Source organism: Nocardioides sp. LHG3406-4, assembly GCF_049897745.1.
Taxonomy (GTDB): Bacteria; Actinomycetota; Actinomycetes; order Propionibacteriales; family Nocardioidaceae; genus Nocardioides.
The window spans coordinates 385,510-410,744 of record NZ_JAFCWV010000003.1 but is presented as its reverse complement, the minus strand read 5'-3'; the positions used below and the strand labels follow the sequence as shown (position 1 = coordinate 410,744).

General features: G+C 70.8%; 20 protein-coding genes. 10 read left to right on the top strand and 10 right to left on the bottom strand.

Annotation, left to right across the window (positions count from 1 at the left end):
- Positions 1-31 precede the first annotated feature (31 nt).
- Positions 32-1,282, bottom strand: a complete 1,251-nt coding sequence (locus ACP7BP_RS13710) for a glutamate-5-semialdehyde dehydrogenase (protein ID WP_426245272.1) — start codon at positions 1,280-1,282, stop codon at positions 32-34.
- 79 nt (positions 1,283-1,361) lie between these two features.
- Between ACP7BP_RS13710 and ACP7BP_RS13705 the strand changes: the two genes are divergently transcribed.
- Complete coding sequence (locus tag ACP7BP_RS13705) at positions 1,362-1,892, top strand: SGNH/GDSL hydrolase family protein (protein ID WP_426245442.1); 531 nt, start codon at positions 1,362-1,364, stop codon at positions 1,890-1,892.
- Positions 1,893-1,895: 3 nt separating this feature from the next.
- On the opposite strand, the gene ACP7BP_RS13700 is transcribed toward ACP7BP_RS13705, so the two are convergent.
- From ACP7BP_RS13700 to ACP7BP_RS13685, 4 genes are all read right to left on the bottom strand, one after another.
- Positions 1,896-2,846: an electron transfer flavoprotein subunit alpha/FixB family protein gene (locus ACP7BP_RS13700; RefSeq protein WP_426245270.1), complete on the bottom strand. Its 951-nt coding sequence runs from the start codon at positions 2,844-2,846 to the stop codon at positions 1,896-1,898.
- 12 nt (positions 2,847-2,858) lie between these two features.
- Positions 2,859-3,653: an electron transfer flavoprotein subunit beta/FixA family protein gene (locus ACP7BP_RS13695; RefSeq protein WP_426245268.1), complete on the bottom strand. Its 795-nt coding sequence runs from the start codon at positions 3,651-3,653 to the stop codon at positions 2,859-2,861.
- Positions 3,654-3,822: 169 nt separating this feature from the next.
- The gene (locus tag ACP7BP_RS13690; protein ID WP_426245267.1) at positions 3,823-4,185 is read right to left on the bottom strand and encodes a hypothetical protein; all 363 of its coding nucleotides are present in this window, start codon (positions 4,183-4,185) and stop codon (positions 3,823-3,825) included.
- A 28-nt stretch (positions 4,186-4,213) separates the two neighbouring features.
- Entirely contained in the window at positions 4,214-4,990 is a 777-nt protein-coding gene (locus ACP7BP_RS13685) for an enoyl-CoA hydratase/isomerase family protein (protein ID WP_426245265.1), read from the bottom strand.
- An 89-nt stretch (positions 4,991-5,079) separates the two neighbouring features.
- On the opposite strand from ACP7BP_RS13685, the gene glgX reads away from it, so the two are divergent.
- A complete protein-coding gene (gene glgX / locus ACP7BP_RS13680) occupies positions 5,080-7,245 on the top strand; it encodes a glycogen debranching protein GlgX (protein WP_426245263.1) in 2,166 nt (721 codons plus the stop codon).
- A gap of 204 nt (positions 7,246-7,449) precedes the next feature.
- On the opposite strand, the gene glgP is transcribed toward glgX, so the two are convergent.
- A complete protein-coding gene (gene glgP, locus ACP7BP_RS13675; protein WP_426245262.1) occupies positions 7,450-10,035 on the bottom strand; it encodes an alpha-glucan family phosphorylase in 2,586 nt (861 codons plus the stop codon).
- A 180-nt stretch (positions 10,036-10,215) separates the two neighbouring features.
- On the opposite strand from glgP, the gene ACP7BP_RS13670 reads away from it, so the two are divergent.
- From ACP7BP_RS13670 to ACP7BP_RS13635, 8 genes are all read left to right on the top strand, one after another.
- Positions 10,216-12,186 (top strand): maltotransferase domain-containing protein, encoded by a 1,971-nt coding sequence (locus ACP7BP_RS13670; protein ID WP_426245260.1) that lies wholly within the window; start codon positions 10,216-10,218, stop codon positions 12,184-12,186.
- A gap of 71 nt (positions 12,187-12,257) precedes the next feature.
- Positions 12,258-13,955 carry a maltose alpha-D-glucosyltransferase gene (treS, locus tag ACP7BP_RS13665; RefSeq protein ID WP_426245441.1) on the top strand — a complete coding sequence of 566 codons (1,698 nt, stop codon included), beginning with the start codon at positions 12,258-12,260 and terminating at the stop codon, positions 13,953-13,955.
- The gene (locus tag ACP7BP_RS13660; protein WP_426245258.1) at positions 13,952-15,364 is read left to right on the top strand and encodes a maltokinase N-terminal cap-like domain-containing protein; all 1,413 of its coding nucleotides are present in this window, start codon (positions 13,952-13,954) and stop codon (positions 15,362-15,364) included. Before treS ends, ACP7BP_RS13660 begins: the two co-directional genes overlap by 4 nt.
- The gene (gene glgB / locus ACP7BP_RS13655) at positions 15,361-17,208 is read left to right on the top strand and encodes a 1,4-alpha-glucan branching protein GlgB (protein WP_426245257.1); all 1,848 of its coding nucleotides are present in this window, start codon (positions 15,361-15,363) and stop codon (positions 17,206-17,208) included. Before ACP7BP_RS13660 ends, glgB begins: the two co-directional genes overlap by 4 nt.
- A 240-nt stretch (positions 17,209-17,448) precedes the next feature.
- The gene (gene ppdK, locus ACP7BP_RS13650; protein WP_426245255.1) at positions 17,449-20,109 is read left to right on the top strand and encodes a pyruvate, phosphate dikinase; all 2,661 of its coding nucleotides are present in this window, start codon (positions 17,449-17,451) and stop codon (positions 20,107-20,109) included.
- Positions 20,110-20,148: 39 nt separating this feature from the next.
- Entirely contained in the window at positions 20,149-21,072 is a 924-nt protein-coding gene (locus ACP7BP_RS13645; protein ID WP_426245254.1) for an NUDIX hydrolase, read from the top strand.
- Between the two features lie 61 nt (positions 21,073-21,133).
- Complete coding sequence (locus ACP7BP_RS13640; RefSeq protein ID WP_426245253.1) at positions 21,134-21,655, top strand: ArsR/SmtB family transcription factor; 522 nt, start codon at positions 21,134-21,136, stop codon at positions 21,653-21,655.
- The gene (locus ACP7BP_RS13635; protein ID WP_426245252.1) at positions 21,652-22,899 is read left to right on the top strand and encodes an MFS transporter; all 1,248 of its coding nucleotides are present in this window, start codon (positions 21,652-21,654) and stop codon (positions 22,897-22,899) included. Before ACP7BP_RS13640 ends, ACP7BP_RS13635 begins: the two co-directional genes overlap by 4 nt.
- Here ACP7BP_RS13635 and ACP7BP_RS13630 read toward each other — a convergent pair.
- The 4 genes from ACP7BP_RS13630 to ACP7BP_RS13615 are packed head-to-tail and all read right to left on the bottom strand — an operon-like array spanning position 22,885 to position 25,186.
- The gene (locus ACP7BP_RS13630; RefSeq protein WP_426245251.1) at positions 22,885-23,823 is read right to left on the bottom strand and encodes a co-chaperone YbbN; all 939 of its coding nucleotides are present in this window, start codon (positions 23,821-23,823) and stop codon (positions 22,885-22,887) included. The two genes, ACP7BP_RS13635 and ACP7BP_RS13630, sit on opposite strands and share 15 nt — an antisense overlap.
- 55 nt (positions 23,824-23,878) lie before the next feature.
- Positions 23,879-24,427, bottom strand: a complete 549-nt coding sequence (locus tag ACP7BP_RS13625) for an MmcQ/YjbR family DNA-binding protein (protein ID WP_426245250.1) — start codon at positions 24,425-24,427, stop codon at positions 23,879-23,881.
- Positions 24,428-24,486: 59 nt separating this feature from the next.
- Positions 24,487-24,993, bottom strand: coding sequence for a PH domain-containing protein (locus ACP7BP_RS13620; RefSeq protein ID WP_426245248.1), 507 nt, complete (start codon positions 24,991-24,993; stop codon positions 24,487-24,489).
- A gap of 25 nt (positions 24,994-25,018) precedes the next feature.
- On the bottom strand, positions 25,019-25,186 hold the full coding sequence (locus tag ACP7BP_RS13615) for a hypothetical protein (RefSeq protein WP_426245246.1): 168 nt from the start codon (positions 25,184-25,186) through the stop codon (positions 25,019-25,021).
- Positions 25,187-25,235: the final 49 nt, after the last annotated feature.

Genomic DNA, 25,235 nt, shown 5'->3' with positions numbered 1-25,235 from the left:
GCCGGCCCTCGGCCGGCGCCGCGAGGCCACGTCAGCGGATGTGGCCCTCGCCGGTGACGACGTACTTGGTCGACGTCATCTCGGCCAGCCCCATCGGCCCACGGGCGTGCAGCTTCTGGGTGCTGATCCCGATCTCGGCGCCGAACCCGAACTCGCCGCCGTCGGTGAAGCGCGTCGAGGCGTTCACGAGCACCACCGCCGAGTCGACGGCGGCCACGAAGCGGCGCGCGGCCGCCTGGTCGCGGGTGACGATCGCCTCGGTGTGGCCGCTCGAGAAGCGCCGGATGTGGGCGATCGCCTCGTCCACGGAGTCGACGACCCGCGCCGAGATGTCGAGGGAGAGGTACTCCGCGGCGTAGTCGTCGTCGGTCGCCGCCAGCACCCCGTCGTACGCCGCGAACCCGGCGTCGCCGTGCACGGTCACGCCCGCCTCGGTCAGCGCCGCGACGACCCTCGGCACGAACGAGCCGACCAGGTCGGCGTGCACGAGCAGCGACTCGGCCGCGTTGCAGACGCTGGTGCGGTCGGTCTTGGCGTTGAGCACGATGGCGAGCGCCTGGTCGAGGTCGGCCGCCGCGTCGACGTAGACGTGGCAGTTGCCGACCCCGGTCTCGATCACCGGCACCGTGGACTCCTCCACGACCGAGCGGATCAGCCCGGCTCCCCCGCGGGGGATGAGCACGTCGACGAGGCCGCGGGCCCGCATCAGGGCCTTGACGCTCTCATGGGAGTCGCCCGGCACCAGCTGCACGACGTCGGCCGGCAGGCCCACCGCGGCGGCGGCGTCGCGCAGCACCTGCACGATCGCTGCGTTCGACGACCGGGCGCTCGACGAGCCGCGCAGGAGCACCGCGTTGCCCGACTTGAGGCAGATCCCGGCCGCGTCGGCCGTGACGTTGGGGCGCGCCTCGTAGATCATCCCGACCACGCCGAAGGGCACGCGCACCTGGCGCAGCTCCAGCCCGTTGGCGAGCGTCGACCCGCGGACCACCTCGCCCACCGGGTCGGGCAGGCCGGCCACCTCCCGCAGTCCCTGGGCCATCGCCTGCAGCCGGTCGGGGGTCAGGCGCAGCCGGTCGACGATGTTGGCGGGGGTGCCGCCCGACTCCGCCCGCGCGACGTCCTCGGTGTTGGCGGTCAGCACCGCCGCGGAGGAGGCCAGCAGCGTGTCGGCCATCGCGTGCAGCGCGGCGTCCTTCGTGGCGCGGTTCGCCAACGCCAGGTCGTGGCTCGCCTCCCGGGCGCGCGCCGCCACCGCGCGCACGTCGTCCTCGATGGTCATGCTCCGAGCCTAGGACTGCTCGCCGTGGCGAGTCACCGCCGTCTCACGAGCGCGGCGCGATAGGACAGGCACATGCGTCCTGCTGCTGGGTGACAGCCACCTCGCCCGCATCCCGCCACGCGACCTGGGCCGCATCGCGGATGGGGTGACCAACGCGGCGGTAGGCGGCTCCATCGCCACCGACCTGGCCGGCCAGGTCGCCGGCGTCCGCGACCTCGCGACGTACGACGTCGTGGTGGTCTGCGTCGGGACCAACGACGCCGCGCCGTGGAGGCAGGTGCCCATCGAGACCTCGGAGCGGGCGCTGGCCGACGTCGTCGCCCGCCTCCCACCGCGTCCCGGCCGCCGCCTCGTGTACGTCGCGTCGCCAGGCGTGGACGAGGCCCGGCTCGAGCGGGTCGCCGACCGCACCAACGACGTGCTCACCGACTACAGCAGGGTCGCCGCGGCCGTGGTGACGGCGGCCGGTGGCAGCGTCGTGGACACCCCATCGGTGCTGGCACCGCTCGGCGGTGCGGCGTTCACCGACGACGGCCTGCACCTGACGCCGGCGGCGTACGAGCTGCTGATCCCGGCGCTCGCCGCTGCCGTCGCCAGGTCATCACCCTGACCGCTACTTGCGGGCGTTGATCTCCTCGGTCGCGGCCGGGAGCACGGTGTGCAGGTCGCCGACGACCCCGAAGTCCACCAGCTCGAAGATCGGGGCCTCGTCGTCCTTGTTAACGGCCACGATGGTCTTCGAGGTCTGCATGCCGGCGCGGTGCTGGATCGCGCCGGAGATGCCGTTGGCGACGTAGAGCTGGGGCGAGACGGTCTTGCCGGTCTGGCCGACCTGGAACGAGTGCGGCTTCCAGCCGGAGTCCACCGCAGCGCGCGAGGCACCGACCGCGGCACCGAGCGCGTCGGCGAACGCCTCGACAGGCCCGAAGTCGCCGCCCGTGCCGCGACCGCCGGAGACCACGATCGCGGCCTCGGTGAGCTCGGGACGCCCGGTCGCCTGCCGGGGCTGGCTGGCGACGATCTGGGCACCCTTGGCGGCGTCGGACACCGTCGCCGCGAACTGCTCGACGACCGCGGCGCCCTCGGCCTCCTGCGGGGCCGCGGAGTTCGGCTTGACGGTGATGATCGGCGTGCCCCGGGTGACCTTCGCGGTCACGGTGAAGTTGCCGGCGAACACGCTCTGCGTCGTGACCGGTCCTTCCTGCACGTCGACCGCGTCGGTGATCAGGCCGGACTCAGCCTTGATCGCGAGCCGGCCGGCGATCTCCTTGCCCTCGACCGAGGAGGAGATGAGCACGGCGGCGGGCGAGGTCCTCTCGACCAGCTGGTGCAGGGCCTCGGCCTTGGGCGCGACGAGGTAGCCCTTGATCTCGGTGTCGTCGACCACGTAGACCTTCTGCGCGCCGTACCGCTTGACGGCCTCCGCCACGGCGTCGGCCTGGTCGGCGGCGCCGATGAAGACCGCGGAGGGCTCACCGAGACGAGCCGCGATGGTGAGCAGCTCGTAGGTCGGCTTCTTGACCGCGCCGTCGACGTGGTCGACCAGAACGAGAACTTCAGTCATGGGTCCGGCTCCTCAGATGAACTTCTTGGAGGCGAGGAACTCGGTGAGCGCCTTGGCACCCGAGCCGTCCTCGTCCTTGACGATCTCGCCGGCCGTGCGGGGCGGACGCTCCGTCGTGTCCTCCACGACGGTCCACGCCACCGACAGGCCGACCTGGTCGGCGTCGACGCCGAGGTCGCTCAGCGAGTAGGTCTCCAGGGGCTTCTTCTTCGCCGCCATGATGCCCTTGAACGACGGGTAGCGGGCCTCGCCGGACTGGTCGGTCACCGAGAGCACCAGCGGCATCGTCGCGCCGACGACCTCGGTCGCGGAGTCCCCGTCGCGCTTGATCCGGACCTGGTCGCCCTGGGCCTCCACGACCGACGCCTGGGTCACCTGCGGGAGCCCCAGCCGCTCGGCCAGCATCGCCGGGACCACGCTCATCGCGCCGTCGGTGGAGGCCATGCCGCACATCACGATGTCGACCTTCGAGTCGGCCCCGATCCTCTCGACGGCCTTGGCGAGCACGAGGGAGGTCGCCATGGCGTCGGAGCCGGCGATCGCGTCGTCGAGCACGTGCACGCCCCGGTCGGCACCCATCTGCAGGGCCTTGCGGATCGCGTCGACCGCCTTCTCGGGGCCCATGCACAGGGCGGTCACGGTGCTCTCCTGGCCCTCCTCGCCCGCCGCGGTCTTCTCCTTGAGCTGGAGCGCCTGCTCCACGGCGTACTCGTCGAGCTCGGACAGGAGTCCGTCGACACCGACACGGTCGACGGTGTTGTCGGACTCGAACTTCCGGTCGGCGGTGGCGTCGGGGACGTGCTTCACGCAGACAACAATGTTCATGGTGTGACCCGGAGGCCCTTCCTGTTCCATGCGCCCTGCATTCGGATGGTGCGGCAGAGGCTACTAGCGAGCACCCCACGGCGGAACGGGGCGCCCGGGTGGGGTCTCTCACAGTAGAACTGTCAGAGTCGTCGGGCTCAGCGGCCTCCGGTCAGGGACGGATCAGCCGGTCGAGGATGCGACCCACGACCAGCCAGGCGATCGCACCGAGCCCCCAGTTGAACAGCGCGTTCTTCACCCCGGCGTTCTCGCCGACGAACTCCTTGATCCCGTCGGCACGCGAGAAGACGCCGAGGTCGACGGCGTCCGCCGCGGAGAGCACGAACGAGACGAGGTCGTTGTCCTTGTTGGCCTTGAGGGCCACTAGCAACGCCCCCACCGCGAGCACCAGGGCCGCCAGCACGCAGACGAGCCAGATCAGCTGCGCCAGGCGGGCGCGCACCGTGTCGACCGCCCCACGGACCGACCTCTTGTCCTTGCCAGGCGTGCGCTCGGCCTTTGCATCCGTTGCCACGGCGTCCTTCTCTCTGTCGACCGGGAGGCTATCGCCCGACGAACTCGGCCTTGCCCGGTCCACTCTCAACGAAGGACTCCATGCCGATGGCACGGTCCTCGGTGGCGAAAAGGGCGGCGAACTGCTGGCGCTCGATCTCGAGCCCCGTCTCGAGGTCGGTCTCCAGCCCCCGGTCGATGGTCTCCTTGGCCGCTCGGAGGGCGTACGTCGCGGCGCCGGTGAACTGGCGCGCCCACGCCAGCGCCTCGTCGTACACCTGGTCGGCAGGCACGACCCGGTCCACGAGACCGATGGCGAGCGCCTCGTCGGCCTTGACGAAGCGGCCGGTGAAGACCAGGTCCTTCGCCTTGCTCGGGCCGACCAGCCGGGTGAGCCGCTGGGTGCCACCCGCGCCCGGGATGATGCCGAGCAGGATCTCGGGCTGGCCGAGCACCGCGGTGTCGGCGGCGAACCGCACGTCGGCACACAGCGCCAGCTCGCACCCGCCGCCCAGGGCGTAGCCGGTGATCGCCGCGACCACGGGCTTGGGGATCTTCGCGACGGCGGTGAACGCCGACTGGAGGGCCCCGGAGCGCTTCACCATGTCCGTGTAGGACATCTCGGCCATCTCCTTGATGTCGGCACCGGCGGCGAACACCTTCTCCCCGCCGTAGACCACGACCGCCTTGACGTCGTCGCGGGTGGCGGCCTCGGTGGCGGCGGCGCGGATCTCCTCCTGCACCTGCTCGTTGAGCGCGTTCATCTTGGGCCGGTCCAGCCGCAGCGTGGCGACGCCGTCGGCCACCTCCAGTCGCACGAACTCCATAGCTTGCGTCCTCCACTCGTCGTCGACACGTTGCCGGGCTGCAGATCCCCTCGGGGGCATTGTGCCGTCATCGTGAAGAATGCTTCGACGTGACACCGGGAATGTGGGACCACCAGGGCCAGCGCAACGCTGTGTGGCCGGGGCGCAACTGGCCGCTGGGGGCGACCTGGAGCGAGGACTCCACCAACTTCGCGGTCTACGCGCCGCAGGCGACGCGCGCCTGGGTGTGCCTGTTCGAGGACGACGGCGCCGGCGGCGACGTCGAGCAGCGGGTCGAGCTCACCGAGCAGTCACTGGGCATCTGGCACAGCGCAGTGCCCGGCCTGATGGCCGGCACCCGCTACGGCTACCGCGTGGAGGGTCCGTGGCGGCCGGCCGACGGCTTGCGGTTCAACGTCCACAAGCTGCTGCTCGACCCCTACGGGCAGGCCGTCTCCGGCACGGTCACCCCCGACCCGGCGATCTACTCCTACGTCGTCGGCGCGCCCGCCCTGCCCAGCGAGCTCGACTCCGCGCCGTTCGTGCCGCGCAGCGTCGTCGTGAACGACGAGTTCGACTGGGGCGGCGACACCCCGCAGCGCCGCCGCTGGCGCGACACCGTCATCTACGAGCTGCACGTCAAGGGCATGACCCAGCTGCACGACCGGGTGCCCGAGGAGCTGCGCGGCACGTACGCCGGCCTCGCGACGCCGGCGGTCACCGACTACCTGCGCGACCTGGGCGTGACCGCGGTCGAGCTGCTGCCCGTGCACCAGTTCGTCTCGGAGCCCGAGCTCTCCGAGCGCGGCCTGGTCAACTACTGGGGCTACAACTCGATCGGCTTCTTCGCCCCGCACGGCGCGTACTCCGCCTCGGGCGACCGCGGCCAGCAGGTCACCGAGTTCAAGCAGATGGTCAAGACGTTCCACGAGGCCGGCCTCGAGGTCATCCTCGACGTGGTCTACAACCACACCGCCGAAGCCGGCTTCCGCGGGCCGACGCTGAGCTTCCGCGGTCTCGACGACCTCGGCTACTACCAGCGCGTGTGGGACGACGCCTCGCCTGTCCCCCACCCCGAGACCTACTGGGACGTCACCGGCTGCGGCAACACCGTCGACGCGACGCACACGCAGTCGCTGCGGATGATCCTCGACTCGCTCCGCTACTGGGTGACCGAGATGCACGTCGACGGCTTCCGCTTCGACCTGTTGTCCGCGCTGACCCGCACCAACCAGGAGGTCGACATGGGCAGTCATCTGTTGACCGCGATCGGCCAGGACCCCCTGCTGCGGCACGTGAAGCTGATCGCCGAGCCCTGGGACGCGTCCATGGACGGCTACCGCGTCGGCGAGTTCCCGCCGCCGTGGGTCGAGTGGAACGACCAGTTCCGCGACACCGTCCGCGACTTCTGGCGAGGCCGGTCCCACGGGATCCGCACCGTGGCCACCCGCCTCGCGGGCTCCTCCGACCTGTACGCCGACGACGGCCGGTCGCCGTACGCCTCGATCAACTTCGTGACCGCCCACGACGGGTTCACCCTGCGTGACCTGGTGTCCTACGAGAGGAAGCACAACGAGGCCAACGGCGAGGGGAACCGCGACGGCACCGACAACCACCGGTCGTGGAACTGCGGAGTCGAGGGAGAGACCGACGACCCAGGCATCCTCGCGATGAGGAGGAGGCAGGCCGCCAACATCATGGCGACGCTGTGCTTCGCCAACGGCGTGCCGATGCTGACCGCGGGCGACGAGCGCGGCCGCACCCAGCGCGGCAACAACAACGCCTACGGCCAGGACAACGAGATCTCGTGGATCGACTGGCGTCCCGACGACGCCTGGCTGGACCTCTACGAGGTCACGAAGACGGCGCTGCGCCTGCGACGCGAGCACCCGGCGCTGCGGCAGCGGCACTGGTTCGAGGGCCGGCCGACCATCAGGGGTGGCCCCAAGGACCTCGCCTGGCTGCACCCCGACGGCCGCGAGATGTCGGGCGAGGACTGGCTCGACGACTCCATCAGCACCTTCGGGATGTTCGTCCTGGGCGACCCGCTCCGCTTCCCCGGCGTCCACGGCGAGCAGCAGCGGGACAGGTCGTTCATGATCTGGCTCAACGCCGGCGCGGACGACGTCGTCCTCACCATGCCGGAGAACTCCTGGGTCACCGCCGGCGAGGTCGTGCTGTCCACCGACACCGCCAACCCCGTCGGCACCCACGTCAAGGCCGGTGACCGGCTGACTCAGGAGGGTCGCTCGGTGCTGGTGCTGCGCCAGACCTAGGGACTCGCCGGTGGTTGAGGTGCGAGCGCAGCCTCGCGCCGGTGGTTGAGGTGCGAGCGCAGCCTTGCGTTGAGGTGCGAGCGCAGCGAGCCTCGAAACGAGCCTCGAAACCCAGGCGCTCGGCGTTGAGGCTCGTCACCCGGGCGCTTGGTCTCGAGGCTCGTCGCTGGCGCTCCTCACACCTCGACAGGAGCGCGGAACGCGCTACGCGGGTACGGCGACCAGGCCCAGCTCGGCGACCGAGGCCAGGGCCTCGTTGCGCGGCACCACCCGAACGGTGTAGCCGAAGGACCCGGAGTGACCGAGCGGCACGTCGGAGTCGAAGCGGTGCCGGTTGCCCTCGTAGCTCTCGACGACCCGCATCACGGCCACCTCGGGCTCGCGGATCTCGTCGTCACCGGTGGTGCGACCGTGCACGACCTGCACCTCCACGTCGTCGGGACCGAGCGAGCCGAGCGCCACGAACGCGTGCACCGACAGGCCCGCCCCCACCTCCGGCGAGTCGTCGACACCCTCGGACTCGACGTGTTCGACGTGCACCGAGGGCCAGCCCTCACGGACGCGTCGCTTCCAGGCGGCCAGCTCGCGGGCACCCGCATAGTCGGAGTTGAGGGCCCGAGAGGTGTGCGCGGCCGGGGCGTAGAGGTCACGCACGTAGTCACGCACCTGGCGGGTGGCGAGCACCTTGGGGCCGAGGGACTTCAGGGTGTGCCGCACCATCTCGAGCCACCGGGTCGGCACCCCCTCGTCGTCGACGTCGTAGAAGCGCGGCGCGACCTCGTTCTCGATCAGGTCGTAGAGCGCGTGCGCCTCCAGGTCGTCACGTCGCTCCTGGTCGTCGACGCCGTCGGCCGAGGGGATCGCCCAGCCGTTCTGGCCGTCGTACCACTCGTCCCACCAGCCGTCGAGAATGGAGAGGTTCAGGCCGCCGTTGAGCGCCGCCTTCATGCCGGAGGTGCCGCAGGCCTCATAGGGACGCAGCGGGTTGTTCAGCCAGACGTCGCAGCCGGGGTAGAGCGGCTGCGCCATCGCGATGTCGTAGTTCGGCAGGAACGTGATGCGGTGCCGGACCTCGGGGTCGTCGGCGAAGCGGACCATCTCCTGGATCAGCTTCTTGCCGCCGTCGTCGGCCGGGTGCGACTTGCCGGCGATCACCAGCTGGATCGGCCGGGCGGGGTCGAGCAGCAGCTTCTTGAGCCGGTCCGGGTCGCGCAGCATCAGCGTGAGTCGCTTGTACGACGGCACGCGGCGCGCGAAGCCGATCGTGAGCACGTCGGGGTCCAGGGCGGAGTCGATCCAGCCGAGCTCAGCGGGCGCGTAGCCGCGCTTGAGGCTCGAGCGGGTCATCCTGGCGCGGGCGTCCTCGACGAGGCGCTGGCGCAGGGTGCGCTTGAGGTCCCAGATCTCCTTGCCGCCGATCTTGTCGACCAGTGGCCAGAGCGCGTCGGTGTCGTCGGCGTCGATGTCGGCCCCGTAGGAGCGGGCCAGGTCGAAGATCTCGCGGGCGATCCAGGTCGGCCCGTGCACCCCGTTGGTGATCGACCCGATCGGCACCTCGGCCTCGTCGAAGGCGGGCCACAGGCCGTTGAACATGCCGCGGGAGACGACGCCGTGCAGCTGCGAGACGCCGTTGGCCCGCTGGGCGAGCCGGAAGCCCATCACGGCCATGTTGAAGACGGCCGCGTCGCCGCCGTCGTAGTCCTCGGCGCCCAGGGCGAGCACCCGGTCGGCGGGCACGCCCGGCGTCGGCGAGGAGCCGCCCCCGAAGTACTGCTCGACGAGCTCGCGGGGGAACCGGTCGATGCCGGCCGGCACCGGGGTGTGGGTCGTGAAGACCGTCCCGGCCCGGGAGACCTCCAGCGCGGTGTCGAAGTCCAGGTGGGGACCGTCGTCGGCGACGGTCAGCTCGCGGATCCGCTCGATGCCGAGGAAGCCGGCGTGACCCTCGTTGGTGTGAAAGACCTCCGGCGTGGGGGCACCGGTGATGCGGGAGAACGCCCGCAGCGCGCGCACGCCGCCGATGCCCAGCAGCAGCTCCTGGCGCAGGCGGTGCTCGGAGTTGCCGCCGTAGAGCCGGTCGGTGACGTCGCGGTAGTGCTGGCTGTTCTCCTCGATGTCGGAGTCGAGCAGCAGCAGCGGCACCCGGCCGACGTTCGCCACGAAGATCTTGGCCAGCAGGTCGGGGCCGTCGGGCAGCGAGATGGAGACGATGGCTCGCGACCCGTCCGCCTCTCGCAGCAGGGTCAGCGGCAGCTCGTCGGGATCGAGGACCGGGTAGGTCTCCTGCTGCCAGCCCTCGCGCGAGAGCGACTGCTTGAAGTAGCCGTGCCGGTAGAGCAGGCCCACGCCCACGACCGGCACGCCCAGGTCGGAGGCGGACTTGAGGTGGTCCCCGGCGAGGATGCCGAGGCCGCCGGAGTACTGCGGCAGCACGGCGGTGATGCCGTACTCCGGCGAGAAGTAGGCGATGGAGCGCGGTGCGTCGGGGCCTGCCTTGCGGGCGTACCACCGCTCACCGGTGAGGTAGTCGTCGAGCTCCTCGTGCGCGGCGCCCAGCAGCTGCAGGAACGACTCGTCGCGGGCCAGCTCCTCGAGGCGGTCGCGGGCGACCGCGCCGAGCAGGCGGACGGGGTCGTGGTTGACGTCCTCCCACACCCGGGGGTCGACGGCCCGGAAGACGTCCTGGCTCTCTGGATGCCACGACCAGCGCAGGTTGCCGGCCAGCACCCCGAGGGCGGTCAGCGGCTCGGGCAGGACAGGGCGCACGGTGAATCGTCGAATTGCTCGCACAGGGCGACGGTAACGAACATTCTTGGATCGATCCAACCTATCGTCGTAACCCGGAGGCGGTTTCGACTGTTACCGAAGTGTCGGCGGGCGGCGCCACGGGGGCCGCCCGCCGTCCTCGACCCGGCTCGCCGGCGTGGGCGACCATTTGCGTGTGGCCATGTGATTCGCGAGTGTGGGCGCATGGTCGGACGAATCCCCATCATGGACGTGCACCCCGTGGTCGACCTTGGCCGGCTCCCGGCCAAGGCCACCGTCGGCGAGCCGCTGCCCGTGCGCGCCTCGGTGTTCCGGGAGGGGCACGACAGGCTCGGCGCCGAGGTCGTGCTGACCGGCCCGGACGGCGTACGCCGTGCCCCGGTGCGGATGGTCGAGCACCCGCAGATCCCCGACCGGTACGACGCGCTGGTGACGCCCGACCAGCCGGGCGACTGGACCTTCGAGGTGCACGGCTGGTCCGACCCGGTCGCGACCTGGCAGCACAACGCCGGTCTCAAGATCCCGGCCGGCGTCGACGTCGAGCTGATGTTCACCGAGGGCCGGCTCCTCCTCAACCGCGTCATCGCCGGCGGCGGCCTCACCGACAGCGAGCGATCGGTGCTCACGGGCGCGGCCGAGGCGGCCGCCGACGACGCCCGGCCGGTGCAGGCCCGGCTGGCGGCCCTGCAGTCCGCCGAGCTCGACGCGGTGCTGGCGAGCCACCCGTTGCGCGAGCTGGTCACGGTCGAGGGCCCCTACCCGGCGTACGCCGACCGCGGCCGCGCGCTCTTCGGCAGCTGGTACGAGTTCTTCCCGCGGTCCGAGGGGGCCGCCCGCGACGAGGTCACTGGCGAGGTCAGCACCGGCACGTTCCTCTCGGCCGCGAAGCGTCTCGACGCAGTGGCCGAGATGGGCTTCGACGTGATCTACCTGCCGCCCATCCACCCGATCGGCGAGGTCAACCGCAAGGGCCCCAACAACACCCTCACACCGGGACCCACCGACCCCGGATCGCCGTGGGCGATCGGCAGCAAGGACGGCGGCCACGACGCCGTACACCCCGATCTGGGCACCCTGGCCGACTTCGACGCCTTCGTGGCGCGTGCCGGCGAGCTGGGACTCGAGGTGGCCCTCGACCTGGCCCTGCAGGCCGCCCCCGACCACCCGTGGGTGACGAGCAACCCGGAGTGGTTCACCACGCGCGCCGACGGCACCATCGCCTACGCCGAGAACCCGCCGAAGAAGTACCAGGACATCTATCCGGTCAACTTCGACAACGACCCCACCGGCATCTGCCGCGAGGTGCTGCGGGTCGTCCGGCACTGGATGGCCCACGGGGTGCGGATCTTCCGCGTCGACAACCCCCACACGAAGCCGCTGGCCTTCTGGGAGTGGCTGCTCCGCGAGGTGCGCGACACCGACCCGGACGTGCTCTTCCTCTCGGAGGCGTTCACCCGCCCGGCGATGATGCACGGCCTGGGCGCGATCGGCTTCCACCAGTCCTACACCTACTTCACGTGGCGCACGGCCAAGGGCGAGCTGGGCGACTACCTCACCGAGCTGGCCACGGAGTCCGACCACCTGATGCGGCCGAACTTCTTCGTCAACACCCCCGACATCCTGCACGCCTACCTCCAGTACGGCGGACCGGCGGCGTTCCGGATCCGGGCCGCCGTCGCCGCGACCGGATCGCCCAGCTGGGGGGTCTACGCGGGCTACGAGCTCTACGAGCACGTCGCGGTCAAGCCGGGCAGCGAGGAGTACCTCGACTCGGAGAAGTACCAGATCCGCATCCGCGACTGGAAGCAGGCCGACGCGGACGGCCGCACCCTCGCGCCGTACCTCACCCACCTCAACAAGATCCGCCGCGCGCACCCGGCCCTGCAGCTGCTCCGCAACGTCGTCGTCCACGAGAGCGACGACGACAGCATCCTGGTGTTCAGCAAGCGCCACGAGGACGACGTGGTGATCGTGGTGGCCAACCTCGATCCACACGGCGCGCGGGAGACCATGGTGCACCTGGACATGACGGCCCTCGGTCTCGACTGGAACGACTCGTTCGTCGCCCACGACGAGATCACCGGCGCCGACTGGAGCTGGGCCAGACACAACTATGTTCGCCTCGACCCCGGGCACGAACCCGTCCACATCATCTCCGTCAGGAGGCCCCGTTGACCGACCCCGCGAGCCCGCCCGAGCCCATCCACCACAGCGATGAACCGGTCCACCCGGCGAGCGCCCAGGAGATCGGCGAGCTCGCGGTCGGCGACCAGCCCGACTGGTTCAAGACGGCGGTGTTCTACGAGGTCCTGGTGCGGTCGTTCCGCGACTCCAACGCCGACGGCACCGGCGACTTCAAGGGCCTGATCGAGAAGCTCGACTACCTCGCCTGGCTCGGCGTCGACTGCCTCTGGGTGCCGCCGTTCTTCACCTCGCCGCTGCGCGACGGTGGCTACGACGTCGCCGACTACACCGACATCCTTCCCGAGTGCGGCAGCGTCGACGACTTCCACGAATTCCTCGACGAGGCCCACAAGCGGGGCATCCGGGTGATCATCGACTTCGTCATGAACCACACCTCCGATGCGCACCCGTGGTTCCAGGAGTCCCGCAAAGATCCCGACGGCCCGTACGGCGACTTCTACGTGTGGTCCGACACCGACGACCTCTACGAGGAAGCCCGCATCATCTTCGTCGACACCGAGCCGTCGAACTGGACGTGGGACCCCGAGCGCCAGCAGTACTACTGGCACCGCTTCTTCCACCACCAGCCCGATCTCAACTTCGACAACCCGGCCGTGCACGACGCGATGTTCGAGGCGATGGCCTTCTGGCTGGACATGGGACTGGACGGGTTCCGGCTGGACGCCGTGCCCTACCTCTACGAGCGCCCCGGCACCAACGGCGAGAACCTGCCGGAGACCCACGCCTTCCTGCGCAAGTGCCGCGCGTTCGTCGACGAGCACTACCCAGGCCGCGTGCTGCTCTGCGAGGCCAACCAGTGGCCCACTGACGTGGTCGAGTACTTCGGCGACCCCGACGTCGGCGGCGACGAGTGCCACATGGCGTTCCACTTCCCGGTGATGCCGCGCATCTTCATGGCCGTACGCCGGGAGTCGCGCTTCCCGATCTCCGAGATCATGGCCCAGACGCCGCAGATCCCCGACAGCTGCCAGTGGGGCATCTTCCTGCGCAACCACGACGAGCTGACCCTGGAGATGGTGACCGACGAGGACCGCGACTACATGTGGTCCGAGTACGCCACCGACCCCCGGATGAAGGCGAACATCGGCATCCGCCGCCGGCTGGCACCGCTGCTTGACAACGACATCAACCGGATGGAGCTCTTCACCGCGCTGCTGCTGTCGCTGCCCGGCTCCCCGGTGCTCTACTACGGCGACGAGATCGGCATGGGCGACAACATCTGGCTCGGTGACCGCGACGGCGTGCGCACGCCGATGCAGTGGACCCCCGACCGCAACGCCGGGTTCTCCTCGGCGACGCCGGGCAAGCTCCACCTGCCGGCCATCCAGGATCCCGTCTACGGCTACCAGAGCGTCAACGTCGAGGCGCAGCTGGAGAACTCCTCCAGCCTGCTGCACTGGACACGTCGGATGATCCACGCCCGACGCGGCCACGACGCCTTCGGGCTCGGCACGTTCACCGATCTGGGCGGGTCCAACCCCAGCGTGCTGTCGTACGCCCGCGAGCACCACGGCGACGTGATCGTGTGCGTAAACAACCTGTCCCGCTTCCCGCAGCCGGTCGAGCTCGACCTGCGGCAGTGGGAGGGCTGCGTGCCCGTCGAGCTGCTGGGTGGCGTCCCGTTCCCCGCGATCGGTGAGCTGCCCTACCTGCTCACGATGGGCGGCTACGGCTTCTACTGGTTCAAGCTCACGCCACCCCAGTCGACCGGCGTACCGCTCGAGGGAGGACTGACATGACCGACTCCGAGACGACACACCCGCAGCTCGAGGCCTATCTCGAGGCCGCCCGCTGGTTCGGCGGCAAGGGACGCGGCGCGCGCGTCACCGGCATCGACCGGATCGCGTCGCTCGACGGCTCGCCCCTCCTCACGGTCGACCTGATCACCGTCGCCTACGCCGACGGCGGGGCCGACGAGGTCTACCAGCTGCCGCTGGGCAACTACGCCGAGCCGGAGGGTCGTCTCGAGCACGCCCTGGTCGGCAGCTGGTACGACGGCCGGCTCGGCCACCACGTCTTCGCGTACGACGCCCTGCACGACCGCGATGCCATGGCCCGCTACCTGCAGGCCTTCGCCGAGACCGACGCGACGCGTGAGGTCGGCGGCCTGACCTTCCACCGGCTGCCGGGCCACGAGTGCGATACCGAGGCGCACTCGACGCTGTTCACCGGTGAGCAGTCGAACTCGTCGGTCGCCTTCGGCGAGGACTCCGTGCTCAAGGTGTTCCGCAAGATCACCCCGGGTCCCAACCCCGACATCGCCGTCCACGAGGTGCTGACCCGAGCCGGCTCCGAGCACGTGGCTCACCTCTACGGGTGGGTCGAGGCGCCAGCGGGCGACGAGGTGCTGCAGCTCGCGATGCTCCAGCAGTTCCTGCGCACCGCCAGCGACGGCTGGGAGCTGGCGCAGGCGAGCGTGCGCAACCTGCTCACCGAGGGCGACCTGCACGCCGACGAGGTCGGTGGCGACTTCGCCGGCGAGGCGGCCCGACTCGGCGTCGCCCTCGCCGAGACCCACGAGGTCCTCGCGGAGCACTTCCCCACCCACGTGCGCACCCCCGCCGAGATGGGCGAGCTCGCGGCGTCGATGCACGCGCGGCTGGACGCGGCGCTCGAGGTCGCGCCGCCGCTCTCGGCGTACGAGCCTGCGCTCCGGACGGCCTACGACGCCGTGGCGTCGCTGCCGGGCAGCCTCGTGCAGACCGTGCACGGAGACCTCCACCTCGGCCAGACGCTGCGCACTGTGAAGGGCTGGAAGATCGTCGACTTCGAGGGCGAGCCCGCACGGCCGCTCGCCGAGCGGATGCTCCCCGACTCGCGGTGGCGTGACGTCGCCGGCATGCTGCGCAGCTTCGACTACGCGCCGAGGGTGGCGGCCATGATCGCCAGTGCCAACGCCGTCGAGGGCGACGAGCAGCGCGACTACCGCGCCCGCGAGTGGGCGGCACGCAACCGAGAGGCCTTCCTCACGGCGTACGCCGGCCGCACCCTCGACGACGACGAACGCACCCTGCTGGACGCCTACATCGCCGACAAGGCGGTCTACGAGGCGGTCTACGAGGTGCGCAACCGCCCCGCGTGGGTGACCATCCCGCTCGAGGCACTGGAGGCCCTCGGGGCCGCCGCAGACGACGAGGAGACCCGATGACCGGTCCCGGAGAGCTCGACATCCACCTGATCAACGAGGGCCGGCACGAGGAGCTGTGGGAGGTGCTGGGCGCCCACCCCACCGAGGACGGCACGTCGTTCTCGGTCTGGGCGCCGAACGCCCGTGAGGTCCAGGTCGCGGGCTCCTTCAACGAGTGGGACGGCGCCCGCACCCGGCTGTCGCCGATCGGCTCGTCCGGGGTGTGGCACGTGCTGGCTGCAGGCGTCGGTGCCGGCGCGCAGTACAAGTTCCGGATCCGCGGCGCCGACGGCGTGTGGCGCGACAAGGCAGACCCGATGGCCTTCCACACCCAGGTGCCGCCCGAGACGGCGTCGGTCGTCTTCGAGTCCTCGCACACCTGGGGCGACCAGGAGTGGATGCGGCAGCGCGCAGCCAAGCAGCCCGTCTCGGCGCCGATGTCGGTCTACGAGGTGCACCTCGGGTCCTGGCGCAAGCACTACGACGGCTCGACGTACTCCTACGTCGAGCTCGCCGACGCGCTCGTCCCCTACGTCGTCGAGCTGGGCTTCACGCACGTCGAGCTCATGCCGGTGATGGAGCACCCGTTCGGCGGCTCGTGGGGCTACCAGGTGACGTCGTACTTCGCGCCGACCTCCCGCTTCGGGGACCCCGACGGCTTCCGCCATCTCGTCGATCGGCTCCACCAGGCCGGCATCGGCGTCATCGTCGACTGGGTGCCCGCGCACTTCCCCAAGGACGACTTCGCCCTGGCCCGCTTCGACGGCACGCCCCTCTACGAGGACCCGAACCCCGCGCGCGGCGAGCACCCCGACTGGGGCACCTACGTCTTCAACTTCGGCCGCCGCGAGGTGCGGAACTTCCTGGTCGCCAACGCGCTCTACTGGCTGGAGGAGTTCCACATCGACGGCCTGCGCGTCGACGCGGTCGCCTCGATGCTCTACCTCGACTACTCCCGGGAGCCCGGGCAGTGGTCGCCCAACGTGCACGGCGGTCGCGAGAACCTGGAGGCCGTGCAGTTCCTGCAGGAGATGAACGCCACCGTCTACAAGCGGGTCCCGGGGGCCATCACCATCGCCGAGGAGTCGACGTCGTGGGACGGCGTCACCAAGCCCACGTCGGCGGGTGGCCTCGGCTTCGGCTTCAAGTGGAACATGGGCTGGATGCACGACTCCCTCGGCTACGTCGAGAAGGACCCGGTCCACCGCAGCTACCACCACGGCCAGATGACGTTCTCGATGGTCTACGCCTACTCCGAGAACTACGTCCTGCCGATCAGCCACGACGAGGTCGTCCACGGCAAGGGGTCCCTGCTGCGCAAGATGCCCGGAGACCGCTGGCAGCAGCTCGCCAACCTGCGTGCCTACCTCGCCTTCATGTGGGCGCATCCCGGCAAGCAGCTGGTCTTCATGGGTGTGGAGCTCGGGCAGGAGTCGGAGTGGGCCGAGGCCCGCGAGCTCGACTGGTGGCTGTTGGAGCACCCCGAGCACGAGGGCGTGCGCTCGCTGATCCGCGACCTCAACCGCGTGTACGCCGAGACGCCGGCGCTCTACGCGAACGACAACGATCCCACCGGCTTCTCGTGGATCGACGCCAACGACGCCTCGCACAACGTCTTCTCGTTCGTCCGTCGCGCGCCCGGCGAGTCCGACCTGGTCTGCGTGGCCAACTTCGCCGCCGCACCCCACGAGGGCTACCACCTCGCCCTCCCCCACCCCGGCACCTGGGAGGAGGTCGTCAACACCGACAGCACCTCCTACACCGGCTCGGGGGTCGGCAACCTGGGCCGCGTGGAGGCGACGGAGTCCGGCGCCACCATCGTGGTGCCTCCCCTGGCGACGGTGTTCCTGCGCCACCGCGGGTGACCGGTCGCCCGGGGTGACGCACCCTGGGGGGCCGGACCGGCCAACCGGTGGGCAGGCGGCCACCTCGGCGACGGGATGCGGTAGGACTGTCGCCATGCCCCGCCCTGACAACCACACAGCCCACCCCGCCTCCGACCGCCAGGAGGCGCGCGCGGACCTCGCAGACCTGCCGGTCGACCAGCTGGGGGGATCACCCGGAGGGGGCTATCGGTGCGCCCGGACTGGCGGGAGGATCGCGGGATGACCACCTTCGTGTACGACTTCGCCGACGGCAACAAGGACCAGAAGGACCTGCTGGGCGGCAAGGGTGCCAACCTGGCCGAGATGACCAATCTCGGGTTGCCCGTTCCTCCAGGCTTCACGATCACCACCGAGGCCTGCCGGGCCTACCTCGAGAGTGGTGGGCAGCCCGACGCGCTCGAGGACGAGGTGACCCAGCACCTGGCGGCGCTCGAGAAGAAGATGGGCCGCGCGCTCGGTGACCCGAGCGACCCGCTGCTGGTCAGCGTCCGGAGCGGCGCCAAGTTCTCGATGCCCGGGATGATGGAGACGGTCCTCAACATCGGCCTCAACGACGAGTCGGTCGCAGGCCTCGCCAAGCAGAGCGACGACGAGCGCTTCGCGCAGGACTCCTACCGCCGGCTGCTGCAGATGTTCGGCTCGACGGTGCTGGGCGTCCACGGCGAGCGGTTCTCCGACGCCCTGGACGAGGCGAAGAAGGCGAAGGACACCACCAACGACCTCGACCTCGACGCCGACGACCTGCGCACCCTCGTGGCGACGTACAAGAAGATCATCGAGGACGACGCCGGCCGGCTCTTCCCGCAGGAGCCGCGCGAGCAGCTCGACCTGGCCGTGCGCGCCGTCTTCGACTCGTGGAACACCGAGCGCGCGATGCTCTACCGCCGCCAGGAGCGGATCCCCGAGGACCTCGGCACGGCCGTCAACGTGCAGGCGATGGTGTTCGGCAACGGCGGCATGGACTCCGGCTCGGGAGTCGCGTTCACACGCGACCCGGCCAGCGGCGAGCAGGGCGTGTACGGGGACTACCTGCAGAACGCCCAGGGAGAGGACGTCGTCGCGGGCATCCGCAACACCGTCTCGCTGGCCGACTTCGCCGAGGTCGACCGGGCCTCCCACGACGAGCTGCTCGCCATCATGGAGAAGCTCGAGAGGCACTACCGGGACATGTGCGACATCGAGTTCACCGTCGAGCACGGCAAGCTCTGGATGCTGCAGACCCGGGTCGGCAAGCGCACCCCCGAGGCGGCGTTCCGGATCGGCATGCACATGTCCGACGAGGGCCTCATCGACGCCGACGAGACCGTACGCCGGGTGACCGGCGCCCAGCTCGCGCAGCTGATGTTCCCCCGCTTCGACCCGGACGCCGACCGCACCCTCATCGCCCGCGGGATGAACGCCTCTCCGGGCGCCGCCGTCGGCAGGATCGTCTTCGACTCCGACACGGCCGTCGAGTGGGCCGGCCGCGGCGAGGACGTGATCCTGGTCCGCAAGGAGACCAACCCCGACGACCTCCGAGGCATGGTCGTCGCCCGCGGCATCCTCACGAGCCGCGGGGGCAAGACCAGCCACGCGGCCGTCGTCGCCCGCGGCATGGGCCGCACCTGCGTGTGCGGCGCCGAGTCGCTCGACGTCGACGCACGCGCCCGGGAGGTGCGGGTCCGCGACGGCGAGACCCTCAAGGAGGGCGACATCATCTCGATCGACGGCACGACCGGGGAGGTGTACTCCGGCGAGGTCCCGGTGTCGGCCTCGCTGGTCGTGCGCCACTTCGAGGGTGAGGAGCTCGACGACGACCTCGTGCTCGCGGTCCGACGGGTCATGAAGCACGCCGACGGAGCCCGGAGGCTGCGGGTGCGGGCGAACGCCGACACCCCGGAGGACGCGGCCCGTGCGCGCCGGTTCGGCGCCGAGGGGATCGGCCTGTGCCGCACCGAGCACATGTTCCTGGGTGACCGGCGAGAGCTGGTCGAGACCCTCATCGTCGCCCAGGAGGAGGCCGACCAGACAGCCGCCCTGGACGCCCTGCTCCCCCTGCAGCGCGAGGACTTCACCGGCATCCTCGAGGCGATGGACGGGCTGCCCGTCACGATCCGGCTGATCGACCCGCCCCTGCACGAGTTCCTGCCCGACTACACCGACCTCTCGGTCAAGGTGGCCCTGGCCGAGGAGCGCGGCGAGGTCGACGAGCACGACAAGCGGCTGCTCGTGGCCGTCAAGCGGCTGCACGAGCAGAACCCCATGCTCGGCCTGCGCGGCGTACGCCTGGGCATCTTGATCCCCGGCCTGTTCACCATGCAGGCCCGGGCGATCCTCGAGGCCGCCGCCGACCGCACCGCCGCGGGTGGCAACCCGCAGCCGGAGATCATGATCCCGCTGGTGGCCAGCGTGCGTGAGCTCGACGTCGTCAAGGCCCGCATCCTCGCCATCGCGCGCGAGGTCGAGGAGGAGCGCGGCGTCGAGGTCGCGTTCAAGCTCGGCACGATGATCGAGCTGCCCCGGGCCGCCGTGCTCGCAGACCGGATCGCGAAGAGCGCGGAGTTCTTCTCCTTCGGCACCAACGACCTGACCCAGATGACCTGGGGATTCTCGCGCGACGACGTGGAGTCGTCGTTCTTCTCGACCTATCTGGAGAACGGCATCTTCGACGTCTCGCCGTTCGAGTCGCTCGACACGCTGGGCGTCGGCACCCTGGTGCGGATGGGCACGGAGAAGGGCCGGGCGACGCGTCCGGACCTGCACGTCGGGGTGTGCGGTGAGCACGGCGGCGATCCTGCCTCGATCCACTTCTTCGACGAGGTCGGCCTCGACTACGTCTCGTGCTCCCCGTTCCGGGTGCCGGTCGCCCGGCTGGAGGCGGGCCGGGCCCGCCTCGGGTGACGGCGCGGGGCTGGGTGCCCCGCGGCTAAGGTGATCCGCGTGAGCGCGCACCCCGACCAGCCGACGCTGTCGGACGGCACCGTCACCCTGCGGGCCCGGACTCCCGACGACGGCCAGCTCGCCGCCTTCGTGGTGGAGCACGAGGACTCCCCCGTCGGCGGCGTCGAGGTCGCTCCCGAGGGCTCCGCCGGGGGCAGCCTGAGCTGGCGGCTGTCCGCCGACCACCGCGGCCACGGCTACGCCACCCGCGCCGTCCGGGTGCTCGCCGACTGGGCCCTGACGGACCGCGAGCAGGGCGGGCTCGGCCTGCTCCGCGTCGAGGCACGGGTCGACCCGCGCAACGAGGCGTCGCTGCGCGTGGCGACGCGCTCGGGCCTGCGTCGCGAGGGCGTGCAGCGGGTGGTGGCCGGCATGGGCGACCTGGCCGACGCCACCGAGTACGTCGTGCTGGCGCGGCTGGCCGACGACCCGCCGCTGAGCGACCCGGAGAGCTTCCGCGCCCTGCTCAACTCCTTCCTGCCGCGCAAGCGGGCGATCAGCCAGCTGCTGGTGCGCGACCAGGACGACCGGGTGCTGCTCTGCCAGCTGACCTACAAGCGGGACTGGGACCTGCCCGGCGGCGTCGTCGAGGTCGGGGAGTCGCCGCACCTGGCCGCCCGCCGCGAGGTGGAGGAGGAGCTGGCGCTGCACATCGAGCCCGGCCGCCTGCTCCTGACCGACTGGCTGCCCCCGTGGGGCGGCTGGGACGACGCCCTGTGCCTGGTCTTCGACGGGGGCGTGCACGACGCCGCGATCGTCGCCGGCGTCGTACGCCAGGAGCGGGAGATCCGCGACGCGCAGTTCTGCACTGTGGAGCAGGTGCGCGAGCGGGCGGCCGACTTCACCGCCAGGCGTATCGAGGCGGCGCTGGCCAACGTGTCCTCGGAGCCGACGTACACCGAGTCGGGACGCACCCCCCAATGACTGTTTGACAGTCCGTCGTCTGCTGCCGCACACTGACTCCCCAACAACCATTGGAGGGACAGTGGAGGACCAGATCTCGGCGCTGCGCGCCACCGCCCACCCGGTGCGGCTGCGCATCATGTCGCTGCTGACGGGCACCGCGATGAGTGCCGCCGAGGTGTCCCGCGAGCTCGGCATCAGCCACGCCAACGCGTCCTACCACCTGCGCACCCTCCTCGACGTGGGCGAGCTGGTGGAGGCGGGCGAGGAGAAGATCCGGGGCGGGTTGGCCAAGCGCTACCGCTACCCCCACGAGCACGGCGGGCGGCCGGCCAAGGGACCCAGACCCTCACCCGAGGAGTTCACGACCTACCTCAAGGCGGTGCACCGCGAGGTCGAGCGCCGATCGCACCTGCCCCGCGAGCGACCCGGCTTCAGCTCCGACCTCGAGGGGTGGGTGCCGCCCGAGGTCTGGGAGGAGGCGTCGGCCCTGCTCATGCAGGTGTCCCGGCTGCTGCACGACAACAACACCGCCCCCCGCACCGAGGACACGGTGCACGTCTCCGTCACCCTGACCGCCTTCTCCATGGAGGAGGCGCCGTGACCTGGGCAGACTCCATGGCGCCGCTGCGCGAGCGCAACTTCCGCTTCTACTTCGCCTCCCGCAGCGTCAACCTGCTCGGCACGATGATGGCCACCGTCGCGCTGGCCTTCGCGGTCCTCGAGATCACCGACGACCCCGCCGCGCTCGGTCAGGTGCTCGCCGCCCACACCGTCCCGATGGTCGCCCTGCTGCTGTGGGGCGGTGTCATCGCCGACCGCTTCCCGCGGGAGACGGTGCTGCAGTTCTCCAACCTCACCTCCGCGCTCTCGCAGGGTGCGATCGCCGTCCTCGTCATCACCGGCAGCGCGCAGCTGTGGATGCTCATCGTCCTGAGCGCGGTGCACGGCACCGTGTCGGCCCTGAGCTTCCCGGCGATGGCCAGCATCATGCCGCAGCTCGTGCCGCGCGATCAGCTGCAGCCGGCCAACGCCCTGGTCTCGCTGGTGCGCGGCGCCCTCACCATCATCGGCCCCACGATCGGCGCCCTGCTCGTCGTGACCGTCGGCGCCGGCTGGGCGGTCGCCGTCGACGCAGCCACCTGGCTCGCCTCCGCGATCCTGCTCGGCTTCGTGCACGTGCCGCGGCGCACGACCCCCGACGAGAAGCCCGGCACCTTCGCGGAGCTGGCCGCCGGCTGGTCCTACGTGCGGCGCACGACCTGGCTGTGGGCGGTCGTGCTCGGCTTCGGCTTCCTCAACGCCATCCACGCCGGCGCCTGGTTCACCCTCGGGCCGGCGGTCGCGAAGCAGACGTTCGGCGCCCAGGGCTGGGGGGTGGTGCTGTCAGCGGAGGCCATCGGACTGCTCCTGACGACCCTCGTCCTGCTGCGGGTGCCCCTGCAGCGTCCGCTGCTCTACGGCATGGCCGGCATCGCCTGCCTCGGCGTGCCCATCTTCGTCCTGGGCGCCCATCCGAACCTGTGGTGGCTGGTGCCGGCCGCGTTCGTCGCCGGGGTAGGCACCGAGGTGTTCGGGATGGGCTGGAACCTCGCCATGCAGGAGCACGTGCCCGACGAGATGCTCTCGCGCGCCTACTCCTACGACGCGCTCGGCTCGTTCGTCGCGATCCCGGTGGGTCAGCTCGCGTTCGGGCCGCTCGCCGCGGCGTACGGCTTCAGGGACGTGCTGATGGTCAGCGGGGTGGTCTACGTGCTCGTCTGCGGCCTGGTGCTGTGCTCCAGGGAGGTGCGCCGGCTACCCCGGGTCGTGGCGACGGACCGGGAGACGGCCTCAGAACAGGGCTGAGGCCAGCGCGCGGCGCCCGGCCAGGACCAGCTCGTCCTCGTTGCCGACGGCGGCGAAGAGTCCCAGCAGGTGGTCTCGCGCTCGCGTGCGGTCCTCGCCGGAGGTGCGCCGCACGACCTCGACCAGGCGCGCGAACGCGTCCTCCACGTGACCGCCCAGCAGGTCGAGGTCGGCCACCAGCGTCTGGGCGGAGACGTCCTCGGGGTCGGCGGCCGCCGCCGCGCGCGCCTCGTTGAGGTCGACTCCCGTCGTGCGCTGTAGGACCTTCGCCATGGCCAGGCCGGCCACCGCCTCGACGTCGGCCGGGTTGGCGTCGACGAGCTTCTGGTACTCCGCGACCGCGGTGTCGATGTCGCCCTCGCCGAGCGCGTCCTGGGCCGGCGCGTAGCGCGGGTCGACGACCGGCTCGTCTCCCTCGGCCTCGGGCACCGCGCCCTGCCGCGGCTGGTGCCGGCCGGTCACGCCCTGGGCGGTGAACTGCTGCACGACCGAGGTCAGCGCGGTGCGCAGCTCCTCGATCGGCAGCACGTCCTGCATGAGCGGCACCGGCCGCCCGTCCAGCACGGCCACGACGAGCGGGATCGACGGGATCTGCATCGCCTGGGCGATCTGCGGCGACGAGTCGATGTCGACGAGCCCGACGAGGAACCTGCCCTCGAACTCCCCCGACAGCGTCTCGAGGTCCTCGGCGAGCTGACCGCTCTCGGGCATCCGGGTGCGCGAGTAGAACACCAGCAGCACCGGGGCCGTCATCGAGCCCTCGATGACGGCCTGGAAGTTCTGCTCGGTCACGTCCACGGCGTACGCCGACCCACCGGCTCCGTCGGCACCGCCGGGCGCGCCCGCCGAGGGCGCGGGGGCGGCCGGACGCTTGAGGGCCGAGAGGTCGATGGCTCCGGGACGGGAGAACGGTCGCTGCGTCATGGGGCCATTCTCACCAACCGGTGTCCGGGCGCGCCAACCGGAGTGCCCCAACCGTTCAGCGAGCCCAGCGGTACAGCTGCCCGTCCCGCACCTCGACGCGGGTCGGCGGCCGCAGGGCGGGATGGTCCCGCAGGTGGGCCAGCAGGTTGCTCCGGCCGCGCACCGTCACGTCGCCGTCGCTGAACCCGACGTACGGATGCAGCAACGAGCGGACGTCGGCCCACTCCCGCTGCTCGAACAGGTCCCACACGCGGGCCGCCGGTGCGGGCAGCTCCGGCAGCTCGTGCAGCATCTTCGGCACGCACATCCGCCAGGCGTCGACGACCAGCTCGCGCATCTCGTCCTCCCCGAGGCGGGGCAGGTGCCCGCAGACCCACTGGTAGCGCAGGTCCGAGGTGCCGGGGAGGAAGAACGTCTCGGGGTCTGAGGCGACGAGCCCGTCCCGCTCCGCCTTCGGGAAGCCGAAACCCATCGACAGCTCGTCGCGGGAGAAGGCGACGTAGACGATCTGCTTCACCTTGAGCTTCCAGCGACCGCGCACCTGATGCTCGTAGGTCCGGGGCAGGGCGAGTCCCACGCGGCGTACGTCGTCGGCGGTCGCCATGTCAGAAGTCTCCAGCTGCCCGGCGTACTGGTGTCAACTCCGTCCGAGAGGCAGTGGCATCAGTTGACGGCGCGGGGCCCGCGCAGGCCGGCTCGCTGCACCACGCGCTGGATGGCGAGGTCGCGGACGTCGGGCTGGCCGACGTACCGGATGTCGCGCAGGCCCTGCTCCTGGGCGGCCGACTCGAAGATGAAGTGGCCGTAGCCGAGGATCCGCCCGATCAGCGGCTTGGCGACGGTGATGTCGAGGATGCGCGAGAGCGGCATGGTGGCCAGCTGCTGCGACAGGACGCCGTGCACGCGGAAGACGCGCATGTTGGTGATCACGAAGATGTCCATCTTCGCGCTCAGCGCCAGCCAGCCGGCGTGCGCTGCGATGCCTCCGGCCAGCAGGAACGGGAACCACGCCAGGTCGAGGTCGACGAACGGGAAGGCCACCAGCAGCACGACGGCCAGCAACGCCTCGAGTGCCGAGCGGACATAGGCCACCGGATGCTTGCGCACCTCGTCGACGACGACCTCGCCCTCCTCACGCAGCAGGTGGCGACGGATGTCCGGCTCCGTCACGGACGCGATCAGGCCCATCAGGGACTCAGAGCGCGTCCACGAAGTCGATGATCGCCCGGAAGAGGTCCTGGGTGAGCTCCCACGTCTTGTCGGCGCCGTTGCTCGCGGCGTCGGCGAGCCCGTTGGGGTCGGTGAACATCCAGAAGCCGAGGAACACCACGACCAGCACGAGGAGCGCCTTCTTGGCGTTCATCTCTGACTCCGTTCGCTTGCGGTCGGTGCAGGGTCCGGCCCGCCCCCGG

Excerpts from the sequence above, each read along its gene's own strand:
- ACP7BP_RS13710 (WP_426245272.1), bottom strand. The coding sequence starts at position 1,282 with ATGACCATCGAGGACGACGTGCGCGCGGTGGCGGCGCGCGCCCGGGAG.
- ACP7BP_RS13700 (WP_426245270.1), bottom strand. The coding sequence starts at position 2,846 with ATGACTGAAGTTCTCGTTCTGGTCGACCACGTCGACGGCGCGGTCAAG.
- ACP7BP_RS13685 (WP_426245265.1), bottom strand. The coding sequence starts at position 4,990 with ATGGAGTTCGTGCGACTGGAGGTGGCCGACGGCGTCGCCACGCTGCGG.
- ACP7BP_RS13670 (WP_426245260.1), top strand. The coding sequence starts at position 10,216 with ATGGTCGGACGAATCCCCATCATGGACGTGCACCCCGTGGTCGACCTT.
- ACP7BP_RS13660 (WP_426245258.1), top strand. The coding sequence starts at position 13,952 with ATGACCGACTCCGAGACGACACACCCGCAGCTCGAGGCCTATCTCGAG.
- glgB (WP_426245257.1), top strand. The coding sequence starts at position 15,361 with ATGACCGGTCCCGGAGAGCTCGACATCCACCTGATCAACGAGGGCCGG.
- ppdK (WP_426245255.1), top strand. The coding sequence starts at position 17,449 with ATGACCACCTTCGTGTACGACTTCGCCGACGGCAACAAGGACCAGAAG.
- ACP7BP_RS13630 (WP_426245251.1), bottom strand. The coding sequence starts at position 23,823 with ATGACGCAGCGACCGTTCTCCCGTCCCGGAGCCATCGACCTCTCGGCC.
- ACP7BP_RS13625 (WP_426245250.1), bottom strand. The coding sequence starts at position 24,427 with ATGGCGACCGCCGACGACGTACGCCGCGTGGGACTCGCCCTGCCCCGG.
- ACP7BP_RS13615 (WP_426245246.1), bottom strand. The coding sequence starts at position 25,186 with ATGAACGCCAAGAAGGCGCTCCTCGTGCTGGTCGTGGTGTTCCTCGGC.